The 18,083-nt window shown below is 64.8% G+C and carries 16 protein-coding genes; 13 read left to right on the forward strand and 3 right to left on the reverse strand.

The window, feature by feature from the left end:
• Positions 1–790 precede the first annotated feature (790 nt).
• Complete coding sequence (locus tag AC1DT3_RS02670; protein WP_477463691.1) at positions 791–2,023, reverse strand: argininosuccinate synthase; 1,233 nt, start codon at positions 2,021–2,023, stop codon at positions 791–793.
• 213 nt (positions 2,024–2,236) lie between these two features.
• Here AC1DT3_RS02670 and AC1DT3_RS02675 point away from each other — a divergent pair, with 213 nt between their 5' ends.
• The 13 genes from AC1DT3_RS02675 (at position 2,237) to AC1DT3_RS02735 (ending at position 14,390) form a co-directional block, all read left to right on the forward strand.
• Entirely contained in the window at positions 2,237–2,866 is a 630-nt protein-coding gene (locus tag AC1DT3_RS02675) for a DsbA family protein (protein ID WP_477463692.1), read from the forward strand.
• A gap of 305 nt (positions 2,867–3,171) precedes the next feature.
• A complete protein-coding gene (gene rpsA, locus AC1DT3_RS02680; protein WP_477463693.1) occupies positions 3,172–4,872 on the forward strand; it encodes a 30S ribosomal protein S1 in 1,701 nt (566 codons plus the stop codon).
• A 241-nt stretch (positions 4,873–5,113) separates the two neighbouring features.
• A complete protein-coding gene (gene sppA / locus AC1DT3_RS02685) occupies positions 5,114–6,076 on the forward strand; it encodes a signal peptide peptidase SppA (RefSeq protein WP_477463694.1) in 963 nt (320 codons plus the stop codon).
• Positions 6,077–6,101: 25 nt separating this feature from the next.
• Complete coding sequence (gene ihfB / locus AC1DT3_RS02690) at positions 6,102–6,401, forward strand: integration host factor subunit beta (RefSeq protein ID WP_477463695.1); 300 nt, start codon at positions 6,102–6,104, stop codon at positions 6,399–6,401.
• A gap of 177 nt (positions 6,402–6,578) precedes the next feature.
• Positions 6,579–6,923 carry a lipopolysaccharide assembly protein LapA domain-containing protein gene (locus AC1DT3_RS02695; protein WP_477463696.1) on the forward strand — a complete coding sequence of 115 codons (345 nt, stop codon included), beginning with the start codon at positions 6,579–6,581 and terminating at the stop codon, positions 6,921–6,923.
• 5 nt (positions 6,924–6,928) lie between these two features.
• Positions 6,929–7,876 carry a bifunctional Delta(1)-pyrroline-2-carboxylate/Delta(1)-piperideine-2-carboxylate reductase gene (gene lhpI / locus AC1DT3_RS02700; protein ID WP_477463697.1) on the forward strand — a complete coding sequence of 316 codons (948 nt, stop codon included), beginning with the start codon at positions 6,929–6,931 and terminating at the stop codon, positions 7,874–7,876.
• A gap of 22 nt (positions 7,877–7,898) precedes the next feature.
• The gene (locus AC1DT3_RS02705) at positions 7,899–8,183 is read left to right on the forward strand and encodes a hypothetical protein (RefSeq protein WP_477463698.1); all 285 of its coding nucleotides are present in this window, start codon (positions 7,899–7,901) and stop codon (positions 8,181–8,183) included.
• A gap of 143 nt (positions 8,184–8,326) precedes the next feature.
• Positions 8,327–8,989 carry a phosphoribosylanthranilate isomerase gene (locus AC1DT3_RS02710; RefSeq protein WP_477463699.1) on the forward strand — a complete coding sequence of 221 codons (663 nt, stop codon included), beginning with the start codon at positions 8,327–8,329 and terminating at the stop codon, positions 8,987–8,989.
• A 133-nt stretch (positions 8,990–9,122) separates the two neighbouring features.
• Positions 9,123–10,307, forward strand: a complete 1,185-nt coding sequence (gene trpB / locus AC1DT3_RS02715; RefSeq protein WP_477463706.1) for a tryptophan synthase subunit beta — start codon at positions 9,123–9,125, stop codon at positions 10,305–10,307.
• A 78-nt stretch (positions 10,308–10,385) separates the two neighbouring features.
• Positions 10,386–11,225 carry a tryptophan synthase subunit alpha gene (trpA, locus tag AC1DT3_RS02720; RefSeq protein WP_477463700.1) on the forward strand — a complete coding sequence of 280 codons (840 nt, stop codon included), beginning with the start codon at positions 10,386–10,388 and terminating at the stop codon, positions 11,223–11,225.
• A gap of 82 nt (positions 11,226–11,307) precedes the next feature.
• Positions 11,308–12,198: an acetyl-CoA carboxylase, carboxyltransferase subunit beta gene (gene accD / locus AC1DT3_RS02725; protein ID WP_477463701.1), complete on the forward strand. Its 891-nt coding sequence runs from the start codon at positions 11,308–11,310 to the stop codon at positions 12,196–12,198.
• A gap of 18 nt (positions 12,199–12,216) precedes the next feature.
• Positions 12,217–13,542: a bifunctional folylpolyglutamate synthase/dihydrofolate synthase gene (locus AC1DT3_RS02730; protein WP_477463702.1), complete on the forward strand. Its 1,326-nt coding sequence runs from the start codon at positions 12,217–12,219 to the stop codon at positions 13,540–13,542.
• Positions 13,543–13,592: 50 nt separating this feature from the next.
• A complete protein-coding gene (locus AC1DT3_RS02735) occupies positions 13,593–14,390 on the forward strand; it encodes an MBL fold metallo-hydrolase (protein WP_477463703.1) in 798 nt (265 codons plus the stop codon).
• A gap of 71 nt (positions 14,391–14,461) precedes the next feature.
• Here AC1DT3_RS02735 and trxA read toward each other — a convergent pair whose 3' ends face one another.
• Both trxA and addA read right to left on the reverse strand, forming a co-directional pair.
• Positions 14,462–14,782: a thioredoxin gene (trxA, locus tag AC1DT3_RS02740; protein ID WP_477463704.1), complete on the reverse strand. Its 321-nt coding sequence runs from the start codon at positions 14,780–14,782 to the stop codon at positions 14,462–14,464.
• A 102-nt stretch (positions 14,783–14,884) separates the two neighbouring features.
• Positions 14,885–18,083, reverse strand: a 3,199-nt coding sequence (addA, locus tag AC1DT3_RS02745; RefSeq protein WP_477463705.1) for a double-strand break repair helicase AddA, incomplete at its 5' end; no start/stop codon positions are given.

An 18,083-nucleotide genomic window follows, 5' to 3' on the forward strand; every position in this document is an offset into this window, starting at 1 on the left:
CTGTGTGCCTGGCTCGGGGCTGGCCCGAGGCCCGTCGCTTGATTCAAGGCGACGTCCGCCTCGGGAAGCAATTGCGAGCCGTCACCGCCTGTCCGCCTAAAAGAACCGTGCGCGAGGTGCCGTCCGGCTTCTCCACACCACCACCATCATCATCGAGCCGGACCGCACGTCGCGCCACCCTCGATTTTTTGACGAGGTTCGGGCCGTTTGCGCCCTGAGCCCGCAGACCCGTGTCTTTCGTAATCCGCTGCCGTCGTTTCGGGGCTGCGAAAGCGGAGCCCGGCCCTCACTCGCGCTACGTGTGGGGAATGAGGCTCGGGAGGGCCGGGGTTGTTCTGAAGCGGTGGCGGCTATGGGTTCCGGGCGCTCGCGGGGCTCGCCCCGGAATACGGCGGCGGCGCATCGCTCCGTCGCTTCGTCGATGGCCGCGTCATCCCCCCGCCACGTCATCCTCACCTACGCCATCCCCGCCTACGTCATGGCCGGGCCTGTCCCGGCCACCYCGATCRRGAAAWCCGCYGCACCTCACACAATCGRGGTCACCGGCACGAGGCMGGTGATGACAKCCGGAGGGRTGGCGCCCGGGAGCAATGACRCGTGGCGACAATCCCCCRCCCAAGTCATCCCCCGCCCAMGYCATCCTCRCCCACGTCATGGCCGGGCYYGTCCCGGCCACCCCGATCGAGAAAACCGCYGCACCTCACACATCGAGGTCACCGGCACGAGGCMGGTGATGACAGCGCGGTCGGGTGSCGCCGGGAGCAATGGCGTCCGGGGGCGGCTTGCCGCCTTACAGGCCCAGCTTCTTCTTGCGCTGGGCGAGGGTGCGCAGGCGCAGGGCGTTGAGCTTGATGAAGCCGGCCGCGTCCCGGTGGTCGTAGGCGACGGCGCCTTCCTCGAAGGTGACCAGGTCCTGGTCGTAGAGGGAATAGGGGCTCTCGCGGCCGATGACGTAGACGCCGCCCTTGTAGAGCTTCAGCTTCACTTCGCCGGTGACGAATTCCTGGCTCTTGTCGATCATGACCTGGAGCATCTCGCGCTCGGGCGAGAACCAGAAGCCGTTGTAGATCAACTCGGCGTATTTCGGCATCAGCTCGTCCTTGAGGTGAGCCGCGCCGCGATCGAGCGTGATGGATTCGATGCCGCGATGGGCGAGCGCCAGGATCGTGCCGCCCGGCGTCTCGTACATGCCGCGGCTCTTCATGCCGACGAAGCGGTTCTCGACGAGATCGAGGCGGCCGATGCCGTTCTCGCGGCCGAGCGCGTTGAGCTTGGCGAGAAGATCCGCCGGGCCGAGCTTCTGGCCGTCGATGGCGACCGGGTCGCCCTTGGCGAATGCGATGGTGATCACGGTCGGCTTGTCGGGCGCGCTCTCCGGATCGTTGGTGCGGGAATAGACGTAATCCGGCACGTCGAGCGCCGGGTCTTCCAGCACCTTGCCCTCGGAGGAGGCGTGCAGAAGGTTGGCGTCGACCGAGAACGGCGCGTCGCCGCGCTTGTCCTTGGCGATCGGGATCTGGTTCGCCTCGGCGAAGGCGATGAGCTGCTCGCGGGAGCGCAGGTCCCATTCGCGCCAGGGCGCGATGACGGTCACGTCGGGCTTCAAGGCGTAATAGCCGAGCTCGAARCGSACCTGGTCGTTGCCCTTGCCGGTGGCCCCGTGGGCGACCGCGTCGGCGCCGACCTTCTCGGCGATCTCGATCTGCTTCTTGGCGATCAGGGGCCGGGCGATGGAGGTGCCGAGCAGATAGAGGCCCTCGTAATGGGCGTTGGCGCGGAACATCGGGAAGACGTAGTCGCGCACGAATTCGTCGCGCAGGTCCTCGATGAAGATGTTCTCGGGCTTGATGCCCAAAAGCTCCGCCTTCTTGCGGGCGGGCTCCAGTTCCTCACCCTGGCCGAGATCGGCGGTGAAGGTCACGACCTCGCAGCCATAGGTGGTCTGCAGCCACTTGAGGATGATCGAGGTGTCGAGGCCGCCGGAATAGGCGAGCACGACCTTGTTTACGCGCTTCTCAGCCATGGTCTGGTTCCAAAAGGGAGAGGAGCCCGCGACTTAGAACGGAAGCTTCAGCGGCGCAACCGGGCAATTGATATGCGCTCAGATCATTGCCGCTGCGGGCGGGCGCGACTGCCTGCGAAATCCAGGATAGGCTAGGCCTTGCGCGAGAAGCGAGCCGGCCGACGATCGAGCCTTTGCCGCTCGGCCCCGACTTTCGAGCGAGAGGTGATCGCGATGCCCCGTCCCGTCCTTGAATTCTGGTACGATTTCGCTTCGACCTATTCCTATCTCAGCGCCATGCGGATCGAAGGCATGGCGCAAGAGGCCGGGGTCACGGTTCAGTGGCGCCCGTTCCTGCTCGGGCCGATCTTCTCGGCGCAGGGCTGGACCACGTCGCCCTTCAACCTGTTCCCGGGTAAAGGCCGCTACATGTGGCGGGACATGGAGCTCGAGGCGGCGCGGCTCGGCCTGCCGTTCACCCGCCCGGACCCGTTTCCGCAAAACAGCCTTCTGGCGGCACGGCTCGGCCTCGTCGCCTCGGACGGCGGCTTTGCGGCGGCTTTCACCCGCGCGGTGTTCACGGAGGAATTCGGGCGCGGGCGCAACATCAGCGATCCGACCATCCTGAGCGAAATCCTCGCCGCCCTCGACGTCGATCCCACGACGCTGATCGCGGAAGCCGGGAGCGACCAGAACAAGGCGCGTCTCAAGCGGATCAACGAGCAGGCCCAGTCGCGGGGCATCTTCGGCGCGCCGACCTTTTTTGCGGAAGACGGCGAAATGTTCTGGGGCAACGACCGTCTCGAGCGGGCGCTGGAATGGGTCGTCGGCGACCGGGCGCGGCGGTCCGACCTGCCGGTGTGAGGAGAGCCCCGACGGCGGGCCCTCCAAAAGCTTGTTTCTCCGGCGGTTTTGCATTACATCACCGCTCTATCCGATCGGATTTCCGTGATGTGTGTTCGAGGGTGCGCTCCGGCGTGCCCTTCAGGCGCTCAGGAAATCCGGCGGATAAGCGTTTCCATCCGTCGATGATACGCCGGCCCGCTATAACAAGCGGTATGCCCGGGACCTGGCCCGAAAGGGGCGTCCCCGGCAGCGGCGGCTGGAAGCGACCCGTAACACGAGCCCGCCGGCGTTGCCCCTTATAGATGGGCCATTCAGGAGATCATATGTCTGCAGCATTGCAACAGCCGAGCCGTGAAGATTTCGCGGCCCTGCTCGAAGAGTCCTTCCGTACGTCCGAAATCAGCGAAGGTTCGGTCGTCAAGGGCAAGGTCGTCGCGATCGAGAAAGACGTCGCTGTCATCGATATCGGCGCGAAGACCGAGGGACGTGTCGCCCTCAAGGAATTTGCAGGCCCCAATCGCGATCAGACGATCAACGTCGGCGATGAGGTCGAAGTCTATGTCGAGCGCATCGAGAACGCGCTCGGCGAAGCCGTCATCTCGCGCGACAAGGCGCGCCGCGAGGAATCGTGGGTGAAGTTGGAGAAGGCCTTCGAAGCGCAGGAGCGCGTCAACGGCGTCATCTTCAACCAGGTCAAGGGCGGTTACACCGTCGATCTCGACGGCGCCGTGGCGTTCCTGCCGCGCTCGCAGGTCGATATCCGTCCGGTCCGCGACGTCACCCCGCTCATGGGCGTCAGCCAGCCGTTCCAGATCCTCAAGATGGATCGCCGCCGCGGCAACATCGTCGTGTCGCGTCGTACGGTTCTCGAAGAGAGCCGCGCCGAGCAGCGCTCCGAGCTCGTGGCGAACCTCGAAGAAGGTCAGGTCATCGACGGCGTGGTCAAGAACATCACCGAGTACGGTGCGTTCGTTGATCTCGGCGGCATCGACGGCCTGCTGCACGTCACCGACATGGCTTGGAGACGCGTCAATCATCCGTCCGAGGTCGTCACCATCGGCCAGACGGTCAAGGTCAAGATCATCAAGATCAACCACGAGACGCACCGCATCTCGCTCGGCATCAAGCAGCTCCTCGCCGATCCGTGGGAAGGCATCGCCGCCCGCTACCCGGTGGGCGCCAAGCTCAAGGGCCGCGTGACGAACATCACCGATTACGGCGCGTTCGTCGAACTCGAGCCGGGCATCGAAGGTCTGATCCACGTCTCCGAGATGTCCTGGACGAAGAAGAACGTTCATCCGGGCAAGATCATTTCCACCTCGCAAGAGGTCGAAGTCGTGATCCTCGAAGTCGATCAGGTGAAGCGCCGCATCTCGCTGGGTCTCAAGCAGACCCTGCAGAATCCGTGGGAAGCCTTCGCCGAGAAGCACCCTGTCGGTTCGGAAGTCGAAGGCGAGGTCAAGAACAAGACCGAATTCGGTCTGTTCATCGGTCTCGAGAACGACGTCGACGGCATGGTCCACCTCTCGGACCTCGACTGGAACCGTCCGGGCGAGCAGGTCATCGACGACTTCAAGAAGGGCGACATGGTGCGTGCCCAGGTTCTCGACGTGGACGTCGAGAAGGAGCGCATCTCGCTCGGCATCAAGCAACTCGCAGGCGACCCCTTCGCGGATGCCGGCGAGATCAAGAAGGGCCAGATCGTCACCGCCGAGGTTCTCGAGGTGAAGGATGGCGGCATCGAGGTGAAGATCGTCGACACCGACCTCTCCACCTTCATCAAGCGCAACGAGCTCGCGCGTGATCGTGCCGACCAGCGCCCCGAGCGTTTCGCCACCGGCGAGAAGCTCGATGCCCGCGTCACCCAGTTCGACCGCAAGGCGCGCCGCGTGACCCTCTCGATCAAGGCCCTCGAGGTCGCGGAAGAGAAGGAAGCGATCGCGCAATACGGTTCGGCCGATTCGGGCGCATCGCTCGGCGACATCCTCGGCGCGGCTCTCAAGGCCCGCACCGACAAGAAGTAAGCGTTCCGTCCACGGAGCGTCGTGCCGGACATCGTCCGGACAGCCTTCGAAACCCGCGCGAGCGATCGCGCGGGTTTTTTGTTGGCTGGCGCGGTCGCCGCCCTATCTGTCAGGACCTGCGCGGCTCTAGCGTTCGATCCGGCGAAGTGGTAACCGTGCGGCGACGAGATCTTGCGCCACTTCAATGCCTTAGCGGCGCGCCCTAGGGGCTCCGTCCGTGTAACGATCAAGAGATGATGTCATGCTCGATGCTGAAGCGATCGTCGACCGTCACCGCCTTCGCCGAAAGGTGAGCTTTTGGCGCGTCGTCGGTTTTCTCGGCCTGATCATCGGCCTGCTCGCGCTTGGTTACGCGGCAGCCGACCGGGCGGACCTGATCACGGGCAAGGCGCAGATCGCACGCATTTCCATCGGCGGCGTCATCACCGGTAATCAACGCATCGCCGACCTGATGCAGAAGGTCGGCGAATCCAAGACCGTGTCGGGTGTCGTCATTTCGATCAATTCGCCGGGCGGCACGACGACGGGCTCGGAAGAACTCTTTCGCAACATCCGCCGTCTCTCCGAGAAGAAGCCGCTCGTGGCCTTCGTCGACGGCACCGCGGCGTCCGGCGGCTACATCACGGCGATCGCCGCCGACCACATCGTCGCGCGCGAAACGTCGCTCGTCGGATCCATCGGCGTTCTCTTTCAATACCCCGAGGTGTCGCAGCTTCTCGACAAGGTCGGCGTGAAGATGGAAGAGGTGAAGTCCTCGCCACTGAAAGCCGAGCCGAACGGGTTCAAACCGACGAGCCCGGAAGCGCGCGCCGCTCTGCAATCGGTCGTCAACGACACCTATGATTGGTTCAAGCGCATCGTGCGCGAACGGCGCCACATGAACGATGCCGAAATCAGCGCTGCGTCGACCGGCCAGATCTTCAGCGGTCACCAGGGCGTCCCGCTCAAACTCGTCGATGCGCTCGGCACCGAGCGCGACGCCATCGCCTGGCTCGAGAAGGAGAAGGGCGTCGCGAAAGATCTCCCGGTCGAAGATTGGAGACCGCGCGGCGAGCGCAGCCTGTCACCCTTCGTGTGGGCGGCAGCCGGGGCCGATCTCGTCGGCTTCGACGGCGTCGCCGACGGATTGCGGCGTGTCTCCCTCTCTGCGGAGACGGCACAGCTTGACGGTCTCCTGGCCCTCTGGCAACCTGCCGAAAAATAAAGTCCCATCAAACATATAGCAGCCCATGATCAAATCCGAACTGGTGCTCAAGATCGCCGAGCAGAACCCGCATTTGTACCAACGCGATGTGGAGAACATCGTGAATGCGATTCTCGACACCATTGCCGATGCGCTGTCGCGCGGCGATCGGGTCGAGCTTCGCGGGTTCGGTGCGTTCGCCGTCAAGAAACGCGATGCGCGTACCGGCCGAAATCCGCGCACCGGCGCGTCGGTTTCCGTATCGGAGAAAGTCGTGCCCGTGTTCAAGACGGGTAAGGAGATGCGGCAGCGCCTGAACAACGGCGTCGACACCGCGGCGAGTTGAGCGGCGTCGCCAAGCGGACCCATTGTCCGCAGACGTGATCTGTTCTTCGCGTGATCGATGGCGAACCGGTTTTCCCTTTCGCCGATCACGCTCTACGATCATGCTTCGTGTGAAGACAGAGCGGCCTAGCGACATCGTTCTCGATGAGGGTCGTTCGATTCGGTGAAAGGTGTGCGTGTGGTCCGCTTTCTCAAGGCGCTGATCCTCCTGCCGGTGGCGATCGTCATCGTGCTGCTTGCGGTGGCCAACCGCGAGCCGGTGCTGCTGTCGCTCGATCCGTTCTCGCGGGACGCGCCCGAATTCGCGATGATGCTGCCGCTTTTCGCGGTCATTTTCGCGGCCGTGATGGTCGGCGTGCTCGTCGGCGGCGTCGCGACATGGCTGGCGCAGGGGAAGCATCGGCGCGGGCAGCGCGAAGCGCGGCGTGAGGTCAAGCATTTGCGCACCGAGACCGATCGTTTGCGAGCGCAGGTCCCGACTCCGACGAAAGCGCCGGCGCTTCCGCCCTCTCAAACTTTGTGAGCTTCATGCGTATCGTCAGCGCCGCCGAAATCGATCGCGTCGTCACGTTCCCGCGCCTGATCGAGGCCCTCGCGGAGGCGTTTCGAAGCGACGTCGAGACGCCGATCCGACACCATCACGAAATCGAACGCGCCGGCGCGCACGGCACGCTTCTGCTCATGCCGGCGTGGTCGGGTCCGAAATCGCCGGACGGATTCGTCGGCGTCAAAGTCGTGTCGGTGTTTCCCGACAACGGCGCCCGAAATTTGCCGAGCGTGATGGGCACCTATCTGCTCATGGACGGTCTGACGGGTGAGCCGCGCGCAGCGCTCGACGGCGCGCGGCTGACCGTGTGGCGCACGGCCGCCGCCTCGGCGCTCGCCGCGCGATATCTCGCCCGTGAAGAGGCGGCGCGAATGGTCATGGTCGGCGCCGGTTCGCTCGCCCCGTTTCTCATCCGGGCGCATCTGAGCCAGCGACCGATTCGCGACGTGGCGCTGTGGAACCACCACCCCGAGCGTGCGAAAAGCCTTGCCGAAACCTTGCGCGCGGAAGGCCTGCCGGTGACCGCTGTCGAGGATCTCGAAAGCGCCGTGCGCGCCGCCGATCTGGTGTCCTGCGCGACCCTCTCGACATCCCCCGTCGTGAAAGGGGAATGGCTCAAGCCAGGCGCGCATCTCGATCTCGTCGGCGCGTTCAACCTCTCCATGCGTGAAGCGGACGACGAGGCGTTGCGGCGGGCCGAAATCTACATCGATACGGCAGCGGCGACGAGCGAAGGCGGCGACGTCGCCTTGGCGCTACAAAGCGGCGCGGTTGCGGTCTCCCACGTGAAGGGCGATCTGTTCGATCTTTGCCGTACGGACACGAGCCGGCGAACGAGTGCCGAGGCGATCACGATCTTCAAGTCGGTCGGCACGGCCCTGGAGGATCTCGCTGCGGCGATGCTGGTGTGGCGCAGCCTGGACAGGTGATTGGCCCAGCCGATCATGATATATGAGTGTTATGAAGCTGGAAGATTTCTCGCGTTCCATCGACCGGTTGAGACCTGAGATCGAGCGCCGCTATCCGCTGACGCTCGGGGCGATCGCTCCGTCATCCCTGACGGGCGACGACGGATGGCGCCCTGCCTTCACGGTCAGAGTCGACCGCTACGATTCCTTGAGCCTGCTCGACTTAGCTGTACTTGAAGATTGGATTTCAACGGAGACAGGCCAGTCCGTTCTCGTCGAGGTTGGCTCGGTCGTCGAGGCAGCGGTAGCACAAGGCGCAGCCGAATAAGATGACCGAGGACACCAAGCAACGCTTAGCGGACATGCGAGCCTACGCACGCGTTCGTCCGTCGATCCGGGAACAGTCTATATCACCGTGGTCAGGGATTTGCCGGCGCTCATGAAAGCGTTCGACGTCGATAGGAGCGAGTCATGAGCACCCTCGTCAAAATCTGCGGCCTTTCGACGAACGAGACCCTCGACGTCGCCATCGAGGCCGGGGCCGATATGGTCGGCTTCGCGCGGTTCGCCAAAAGCCCACGCCACGTGAGTCTCGAGCAGGGACGCGCGCTGTCGCGTCGCGCGAAGGGCCGCGTGATGCGGGTCGTTCTGGTGGTCGATGCGGACGACGCCGCCTTGGCCGAGACCGTCGCCGCGCTCGATCCTGACCTTCTGCAACTGCATGGCCACGAGACGCCGGCGCGGGTCGCCGAGATCCGCTCGCGGTTCGGTCGCCCGGTGATGAAGGTCTTCGGCATCGCACAGGCCGCCGATCTCGCCGCGATTGCGCCTTATGCGAATATTGCCGACCGCCTGCTCCTCGACGCCAAGCCGCCCCGCACGCCCGATGCCCTTCCTGGCGGCAACGGTCTCCGGTTCGACTGGGGATTGCTTACGGGGCTCGATCCTTCGCTCGGCTTCATGCTGTCGGGCGGGCTCAACCCGGACAATGTGGCGGACGCGATCCGCCTGACGAAGGCTGCGGGTGTCGATGTGTCGTCGGGTGTCGAAAGTGCGCCTGGGATCAAGGATCCGGCGCGGATCGAGGCGTTCGTCAGGGCGGCCCGGGCGGCGATCGTCGCAGAATCATTTTAGGGACGCATTTTGCTCCGAAAGCCGGTATTCACCGTCGCAAAAGCAGCTTCGAGATTGAAGGCGAATAGGCGTGTCAGCTGAGTCAAAGACCAATTCCTTCCGCACCGGCCCCGACGAGAGCGGGCATTTTGGCATGTTCGGTGGGCGCTTCGTCGCCGAAACGCTGATGCCGAATATTCTCGAACTGGAGAAGGCCTACGAGGAAGCCAAGGCGGATCCGAGCTTCAAGACGGACATGGATGGGTACATGACCCATTACATCGGCCGCCCGAGCCCGCTCTATTACGCCGAGCGTATGACCGAGCATCTGCGGGAGGTTTCGAGCGCCTCCGGGCTGGCGGGCGGCGCCAAGATCTACTTCAAGCGCGAAGAGCTCAACCATACCGGCGCGCACAAGGTCAACAACGTGCTGGGGCAGATCCTGCTCGCTCGCCGCATGGGCAAGAAGCGCATCATCGCCGAGACCGGCGCCGGCCAGCATGGGGTCGCGACGGCGACCTTGTGCGCGCGTTTCGGCCTCGAATGCATCGTCTATATGGGCGCGGTCGACGTCGAACGGCAGAAGCCCAACGTGTTCCGCATGAAGATGCTCGGCGCCGAGGTGGTACCGGTGCATTCGGGCACCAAGACGCTCAAGGACGCCATGAACGAGGCGTTGCGCGATTGGGTCACCAACGTCGCCGATACCTTCTACTGCATCGGAACCGTGGCGGGGCCGCATCCCTACCCCACGATGGTCCGCGATTTCCAATGCGTCATCGGCGACGAAACCCGGGTTCAAATGATGGAAGCCGAGGGCCGCTTGCCCGATTCGCTGATCGCCTGCGTCGGCGGCGGGTCGAACGCCATCGGCCTGTTCCACCCGTTCCTCGACGACCGCCAGATTGAAATCTACGGGGTCGAGGCGGCGGGCCATGGGCTCGACAAGCTGCATGCCGCCTCCCTCACCGGCGGCCGCCCGGGCGTCCTCCACGGCAACCGCACCTACCTCCTCATGAACGACGACGGCCAGATCACCGACGCCCATTCGATCTCGGCGGGTCTCGACTACCCCGGCATCGGCCCGGAACACGCATGGCTGCACGATGTCGGCCGGGTGAACTACATTTCCGCGACGGACAACGAGGCGCTTGCCGCATTCAAGCTCTGCTCGCGCCTGGAGGGCATTCTGCCGGCCCTCGAATCGAGCCACGCGATCGCCAAAGCCATCGATCTCGCGCCGCAGAAGCCGAAGGACCACCTGATGGTCATCAACATCAGCGGCCGCGGCGACAAGGACGTGCCCCAGATCGCGGAGATCCTGGGGGAGAGCCTTTGACCGGGGCGGCACTGGGGTGGACTTCCCCGCCGCCGGATTCGGTCTCGTCTCCCAAAAATCTATGATAAAGCGACGCCCATGAGCACACGCATCGAAGCCCGTTTCGAGAAATGCCGCGCGGAAGGCCGCGCTGCGCTCGTCACCTACATCATGGCGGGGGACCCGGATCCCGAGACCTCGCTGGCGATCCTGAAGAACCTGCCCAAGGCCGGCGCCGACATCGTGGAATTCGGCTTGCCGTTCACCGATCCGATGGCCGACGGCCCGGCCATCCAGGCGGCCGGCCTGCGGGCGCTGAAAGTCGGGCAGAACACGGTCAAGACCCTCGAGCTGATCCGGCGCTTCCGCGAGGACGACGCCGAGACCCCGGTGATCCTGATGGGCTATTTCAACCCCATCTACGTCTACGGCGTCGATCGCTTCCTGGCCGATGCCAAGGCAGCCGGCATCGACGGGCTCATCGTGGTGGACCTGCCGCCCGAAGAGGACAAGGAATTGTGCCTGCCGGCGCTTGCGGCAGGCCTCGCCTTCATCCGTCTCGCCACACCCACCACCGACGACCAGCGGTTGCCGGCGGTGCTCGCCAATACGGCTGGTTTCGTCTACTACGTCTCGATTACCGGCATCACCGGCGCGGCGACTCCCGATTTCGGCAAGGTTTCGACGGCGGTGGAGCGGATCAAGCGGCATACGCCCCTGCCCGTCGTGGTGGGGTTCGGGGTCAAGAGCGGGGCGCATGCGGCGGCCATCGCTCAGGGCGCTGACGGGGTCGTGGTCGGTTCGGCCCTGATCGACGCCCTCAAGGGCACCCTCGACGATCAGGACCGGGCAACCTCGCAGACGGTGGCGGCCGTCACTACATTGGTTGGTGAACTCAGCGCCGGCGTCCGCTCGGTGGTGAAGCGCCGGGCGGCCTAGAAACAAGTTTCCAGCGGGCGCTGGAGACGCTCTCTCTTCAGGATGAGAGCTCTCCCGCGCTCCAGTCAGGAGTTAGAGAGTCATGAACTGGATCTCCGAAGTCGTCCGACCGAAGATCAAGACCTTGTTCAAGCGTGAATCGCCGGACAATCTCTGGATCAAGTGCCCTGAGACCGGGCAGGTGGTGTTCCACAAGGATGTGGAAGCCAACCAATGGGTCATCCCCGGATCCAACCATCACATGCGCATTTCGGCCGCGCAGCGCCTCGGATTGATGTTCGACGGCGGGACCTGGCTCGACGTGCCGCTGCCCGACGCACCCGTCGATCCGCTGAAATTCCGCGACGAGAAGCGCTATACCGACCGCCTCAAGGATGCCCGCGCCAAGACCGGCATGCAGGACGCCTTCAAGGTCGGCTACGGCCGCGTCGAAGACGTGCCGATGACCCTGGCTGTGCAGGATTTCGGTTTCATGGGCGGCTCGCTCGGCATGGCCGCCGGTGAGGCGGTCGTGAAGGGCGCCGAAACCGCGCTGGAGAAAAGAACGCCGTTCGTGCTGTTCGCCGCCTCCGGCGGTGCACGCATGCAGGAGGGCATTCTGTCCCTGATGCAGCTGCCGCGCACCACCGTCGCCGTGCGTCGCCTGCGCGATGCCAAGCTGCCCTACATCGTCGTTCTGACGAACCCGACCACCGGTGGCGTGACGGCTTCCTACGCGATGCTGGGCGACGTTCAGATCGCGGAACCCGGCGCATTGATCGGGTTTGCGGGTCCGCGCGTGATCGAGCAGACGATCCGCGAAAAGCTGCCCGATGGCTTCCAGCGGTCCGAGTATCTGAAGGATCACGGCATGATCGACATGGTCGTCCATCGCCACGACCTCAAGGCGACCATCGCGCGTCTCTCGCGTCTGCTCACCAAATCCCCCGTCGCCAAAACGCCTGTCACCAAAACGCCGGCGATCGCGGCTTAACTTTTCGAGAGTGGGGCRATGGATTCCTCCGATGCGCTGATCGCGCGCTTTCTCGCCCTGCATCCGAAGACCATCGATCTTTCGCTCGGACGCATCCAGCGTCTCTTGGCGCAACTCGGACATCCCGAGCGCAGGCTGCCGCCGACGATTCATGTGGCCGGCACCAACGGCAAGGGCTCGACTATCGCATTCATGCGCGCGATTCTCGAGAGCGCGGGGCTCGCGGTCCACGTCTATACCTCGCCGCATCTGGTACGCTTTCACGAACGAATCCGGCTCGGACGCTTCGGCGGCGGGCAGTATGTGACTGAGGAGCGATTGGTCGAGGCCTTGCGCCGCTGCGACGCGGTGAATGCGGGCGAGCCGATCACCGTATTCGAGATCACGACGGCGGCGGCCATTCTGTTGTTCGCCGAAGAACCGGCAGATGTTCTTCTGCTTGAAGTCGGTCTCGGTGGGCGCTTCGACGCGACGAATGTCATCGACCATCCGGCGGCGTCGGTCGTCACTTCGATCGGGCACGACCACGCGGAATATCTCGGCACGACGCTCGACGGCATCGCCCGTGAGAAAGCCGGTATCTTCAAACGCGGATGTCCCGCCATCATCGCGGCGCAGGATTACCGCATCGCGGACGAGGTGTTGCGCGAGGAAGCGGAAGCTGTCGGCGCGTCACCCATCGTCGTCGGCGGTCAGGATTTCTCCGTTCACGAGGAAGGCGGCCGCCTGGTTTATCAGGACGAGAACGGCCTTCTCGATCTGCCGCGTCCGCGTCTCGTCGGACGTCACCAATTCATCAACGCGGGCACGGCGATCGCAGCGTTGCGCGCGGCTGGTTTCGAGCGTTTCGAGACTCAGGCCTTCGAAGCCGGATTGCGCCAGGCCGAATGGCCCGGGCGGTTGCAACGCCTGTCGAACGGCGTCTTGTCCACCATCGCACCCGAGGGCAGCGAGCTGTGGCTCGACGGCGGTCATAATGTCGACGGCGGACGCGTGCTGGCCGCGGCCATGGCCGAGCGGGGTGAGCACAGCGAAGCGCCGCTCGTGCTGATCAGCGGCATGCTGGGCACGAAGGATTCGGAAGCCTTCTTCAAGAATTTCCTTGGTCTCGCTCGCGAGGTGATCGCGATTCCGATTGCCGGGCAGATCGCCGGTCGACCGGCCGAGGAAGTCGCCGCGATTGCGAACAGCGTCGGCCTGACGGTCTCGACGCAACGAAGCGTCGAGACGGCCCTCGCCTCGCTCAACAACTTCGTGTGGGAGCATCCGCCGCGCATCCTGATCTGCGGCTCGCTCTATCTCGCCGGCGAAGTGCTCGCGGCCAACGGAACGCCGCCGCAATAGCATCTCGGTCGGTGCTTCGCCGACACCTCACTCTGGAACGCGGAGCTCGAATGGCCTGCTTCATCTGTACCGAATGCGGAACCCAGTTCGCCGAATCGGAGGTGCCGCCGCCCGGCTGCCAGATCTGCGAGGACGTGCGCCAGAACGTGCGCTGGGACGGGCAGGCATGGACGACGCTCGAGGATCTGCGACGGACGCACCGGATGCGCTTCGAGGAAGAAGCGCCGGGCATCACGGGGATCGGCGCGACGCCGAGTTTCGCCATCGGCCAGCGTGCACTTCTCGTCGAAGATCCCGACGGGAACGTGCTGTGGGATTGCATGAGCCTCATCGACGACGACATCGTCGCGGCCGTCGAACGCAAGGGCGGGCTGAAAGCCGTTGCGATCTCCCATCCGCATTTCTACACCACGATGGTGGCGTGGAGCGAAGCGTTCGGCGGCATTCCGATCTATGTCCACGCCGACGATTCCCGATGGGTGCAGCGTCCGCACAAAGCGATCGTTCCGTGGCAGGGCGAAACGCATGCGCTGTCGTCGTCGCTCACCCTGATTCGCTGCGGCGGGCATTTCGACGGATCGACGGTGCTGCATTGCGCCACGGGCGCAGGTGCGATCCTGTCCGGCGACACCATCCAGGTGACGCAGGATCGAAAGTTCGTGAGCTTCATGTACAGCTACCCGAACATCATCCCGCTCAATCGTCGGGCGGTGTCGACGATCGCTTCGGCGCTCGCGCCCTACCGCTTCGACAACATCTTCGGCGCCTGGTGGAGGCGCAACATCATCGGGGGCGCTCACGAGGCCTTCGAACGCTCGGTCGAGCGGTATCTCGCGGCGATCGCCTGACGACAAAGGCCGGCGCTCAAAAGAAAAGGGGGCCGCGGGGCCCCCTTTCAAAAAACCGGGTGAGTCGATGCTCAGGCCGAGGCCTGGATCCACTTGGCGAGATCGCCCTTCGGTGCCGCGCCGACCTTCTGCGCTACGACCTTGCCGTCCTTGAACATCATCAAGGCGGGGATCGAACGGATGCCGAGCTGCGAGGAAATCTGCGGATTTTCGTCGACGTTGAGCTTGGCGATCTTCACCTTGCCGGCCATCTCGTTGGAGATCTCTTCCAGAGCCGGACCGATCATGCGGCACGGGCCGCACCATTCCGCCCAGAAATCGACGACGACGGGCTCGGAGGAGTTCAGGACGTCCTGCGAAAAGCTCGAGTCGGTTACCTTTACGGTCGCCATTATATTCACCTTCAGTGGCTTTGAACGCGACTCAGACGAGTCGCCTCTTGTGGGGTCAACGTAAGAACCGCTCGGCTTGGAATCAAGCGACTGGTTACACCATCACGCGGCTTTGATGAGGGTAAGGGCGGAATCGAGTTCAGGTTCCATCAATTCGTGAACGACCGGGCCCGACGTCCAGATCAGGAAGGCGCGGACCCGCCGGCCCGGATAGATCTCCTGCAGCAGACGCCGATAGAGCGCGAGCTGGGCCGCGTAGGCGGGTGGCGTCGGCTGACCGGCTCGCGGCGGACGCGCCGTCGTCTTGAAATCGGCGACCAGGACCTCGTCCGGCAAGATCGCCAGGCGGTCGATCTGGCCCGAGACCAGGATTTCACCCGCGTTCGTCGTCACCTTGCCGGCGATCGGCGCCTCGGCGCGCGATTCGGGGCCGAACAGGGGCTTGAGCGCCTCGTGGCCGATCACGCCGAGCGCGTTGGCGACCACGGCCTCGGCGAGGTCCTCCGGGAGACGGGGCGCCTTCGTCCGCACATAGGCGCGCGCCAACGCCTCGCGCCGCTCTGGCGGCTGCAGGGGTAATCGCTCCAACAGCGCGTGTACGAGGGTGCCGCGAAGGCGAGCTTCCGGCGCATACGGACCATCGCCCGGCCGCACCATCCGATCGGCCGCGCCCAGCGCGCTCGAGGGACGCAAGGGCGGGAGCGGCTCCGGTTCCGGCACGGCCGCGCGGGACAGCCAATCCGGGATCGGCAGAGGGGCGATGGCCGGCCCATTGCGGTCGTCGGATGCCGCGACATGCGTATTGCCGTCCCGCCAGACATGAACCGGCCCGAAAGACCGCTCGTCCTGCTCCAGTTCGCCCGCCTTGGCGAGCAGCCCTCGCCGGATCATCTCGCACCAGGCATCCTCCGGCGCCTCGCTCTTGCGACCGGTGAGGTAGGGCGCGATCACGAGACGGTCCTTGGCGCGCGTCATGGCGACATAGAGCAGCCTGTTGTGCTCCTCGAGACCCTTCGCACGCCACGCGGCGCGCGCCTCACCGAGCACCGCGCAATCGTGCGAACCGCCCGGCGACCAGACCGGCAGCGTATCCCCGGCGGATGTCGGAAGCTGCAGCAGAGCCGGGTCGCGACCCAGCACGTCGCACCCGTCGATCATGACAACCAGCGGCGCTTCGAGACCCTTGGCGCCGTGGACGGTCATGACGCGCACCTCGTCGTGAACTGCGTCGAGATCGCGCTTGATGGTGTGCGAGGCGGATTCGAAACGGTTGAGGAACAGCGTGAGCGAGGGCGTCTCGGCCATTTCCGCCTGATGGGCGAAACTCAGGAAGGCGTCGATCGCATCGCCCGCTTCGCTGCCGAGCCGCGCCACCAGCTTCAGACGTCCTTGGCGGGGGCCGAGCAATGTCGCGAAAAATCCGAACGGGCCGTGGTCGCGCGCGAGTTGCCGCCAATCCGAGAGGGCGGCGAGCCCCGTCGTCGCCGCAACGTCGCCCGCTCGCGCGTGCCGCTCCAAAGCATCGAGTAGCGATTCGGTTTCGCCGCGCGACGCCGCAATGCGGATGAGATCGTCGTCGTCCCAGCCGACCAGCGGCGATTTGAGCACGGTGGCGAGCGTGAGATCGTCTTGCGGAAGCAACGCGGCGCGGCCGGCTGCGACGAGGTCGAGCACGGCGATGTGTTCGCCGATATTGAGCCGGTCGGCGCCGGCGACGGGAACGCCAGCCTCTTTCAAGGCACGGATGACGGCTTCGAATGCGGCCCCGCGCTTGCGCACGAGAACGAGAACGTCGCCGGCGCTCCAGACCCGACCGGTATCGTCGCCGCGCGTCATCCAGGTCTTCACGGCGTGGGCGATGCGTTTCGCGACGACGACCGGCGGCGCATGCTGCTCGGGTTGGTCGAGCGGAAGAACCCAGGCCTCGGGTTCCTTCTCGTCCTGCGGTGTTTCGGTCGGCCACAATTCGACCAGCCCCGGTGCGCGCGGACGCGCACTCTCATGGACGGTACCGACTGCGCCGTCTTCGAAGGACAATCCTTTGAAGTTGCCCGGCACCGAGAATGTCGCGTCGACAGCTGATAGTACCGCCGTGGCCGAGCGGAACGACACGGTCAGGCGCACGTCCTCGAATTGCAGATCCGCGTTGCGGACCTTGCGCGACCAGGATTGGCGGCTCAGTTCGAATTCCTGCGGTTCCGCACCCTGGAAACCGTAGATCGACTGCTTGGGATCGCCGACCGCGAACAACGTGCGGACGCGGCCGTCGCGTGCGCCGAAGCCGGATGTGAAATCCTCGGTGATGCGGCGCAGGATGTCCCATTGCTCCGGGTTGGTGTCCTGCGCCTCGTCGACGAGTACGTGGTCGATACCGCGATCGAGCTTGTAGAGAATCCAGCCGGATTCATCGCGCGAGAGAACCTCCAGCGTCTTGTCGATGAGGTCCTGGAAATCGAGAGCCCCGGCGTGGGCCTTCGCCCGCGCGACGCCGCGCTCGATCTCGATGGCGAGCGTGAACAGCGCGGTCGTGCGCTCAAAGGCGAGGGCCGCCTTGCGCCGGTCGAGCAGTCGCGCGACCCGCTGCAATTCGTCGGCGAGGCATTGCTTCAACGCGGCGTCGATCGACTTCGTCACGAAACGTGCTTCGGCGCGCAGCCCTCCCGCTTCCGTCAGGAAGACGGAGAGATATTGCTTCAATCGATCTTCATGGCGCGTCGCATTGGCGGCCGCGATGAAGGATTTCGCGCGCTCCTGGTCGGTGGTCTTTCCGAGGAGCAGCTCCTGCGCGATTGCGGGCCAGCGTTCTGGTGCGATCCCGTCTTCGAGGATAGACCGCTCGATGGTCGCGGCATTCTCGCCCGGGGCCAACCCGAGTTCGCTTCGCAGCCGTGCGAAGCCTGCCTGCAATCCGCCGGGATGGTGCAGGAACGCTTTGCAACGCAGCGCCGCACTCAAGAGCGCGGTCAAGGCATCGCCCGACGTCTCCACCGTGACGATGCCGAGCGCGGCGTGCAACGCGGAGTCGCTGTCGCGCATGGCGCGCGCCAGCACGCGGCCGATTTCTTCCACGAGCAATTCGTCCGACTGGCTCTCGTCGAGCACCGTGAAGCGCGCGGGCACATTGGCTTCGAACGGAACGAGATGAAGGAGGCGCTCGCAGAAGGCGTGAATGGTGTCGATCTTCAATCCACCCGGTGTCTCGACGGCCCGCGCGAACAGCGTGCGCGCGAGGCGCAGGCGCTTGGCATTCGGACGCTCGCCCTCGAGTTCGGTGAGTTCCGCGATCAGCGCATCCTCGTCG

The sequence above is a fragment of the Microvirga sp. P4_G7 genome (assembly GCF_056401005.1).

Excerpts from the sequence above, each read along its gene's own strand:
- AC1DT3_RS02675 (WP_477463692.1), top strand. The coding sequence starts at position 2,237 with ATGCCCCGTCCCGTCCTTGAATTCTGGTACGATTTCGCTTCGACCTAT.
- rpsA (WP_477463693.1), top strand. The coding sequence starts at position 3,172 with ATGTCTGCAGCATTGCAACAGCCGAGCCGTGAAGATTTCGCGGCCCTG.
- sppA (WP_477463694.1), top strand. The coding sequence starts at position 5,114 with ATGCTCGATGCTGAAGCGATCGTCGACCGTCACCGCCTTCGCCGAAAG.
- ihfB (WP_477463695.1), top strand. The coding sequence starts at position 6,102 with ATGATCAAATCCGAACTGGTGCTCAAGATCGCCGAGCAGAACCCGCAT.
- lhpI (WP_477463697.1), top strand. The coding sequence starts at position 6,929 with ATGCGTATCGTCAGCGCCGCCGAAATCGATCGCGTCGTCACGTTCCCG.
- AC1DT3_RS02705 (WP_477463698.1), top strand. The coding sequence starts at position 7,899 with ATGAGTGTTATGAAGCTGGAAGATTTCTCGCGTTCCATCGACCGGTTG.
- AC1DT3_RS02710 (WP_477463699.1), top strand. The coding sequence starts at position 8,327 with ATGAGCACCCTCGTCAAAATCTGCGGCCTTTCGACGAACGAGACCCTC.
- trpB (WP_477463706.1), top strand. The coding sequence starts at position 9,123 with ATGTTCGGTGGGCGCTTCGTCGCCGAAACGCTGATGCCGAATATTCTC.
- trpA (WP_477463700.1), top strand. The coding sequence starts at position 10,386 with ATGAGCACACGCATCGAAGCCCGTTTCGAGAAATGCCGCGCGGAAGGC.
- accD (WP_477463701.1), top strand. The coding sequence starts at position 11,308 with ATGAACTGGATCTCCGAAGTCGTCCGACCGAAGATCAAGACCTTGTTC.
- AC1DT3_RS02730 (WP_477463702.1), top strand. The coding sequence starts at position 12,217 with ATGGATTCCTCCGATGCGCTGATCGCGCGCTTTCTCGCCCTGCATCCG.
- AC1DT3_RS02735 (WP_477463703.1), top strand. The coding sequence starts at position 13,593 with ATGGCCTGCTTCATCTGTACCGAATGCGGAACCCAGTTCGCCGAATCG.
- trxA (WP_477463704.1), bottom strand. The coding sequence starts at position 14,782 with ATGGCGACCGTAAAGGTAACCGACTCGAGCTTTTCGCAGGACGTCCTG.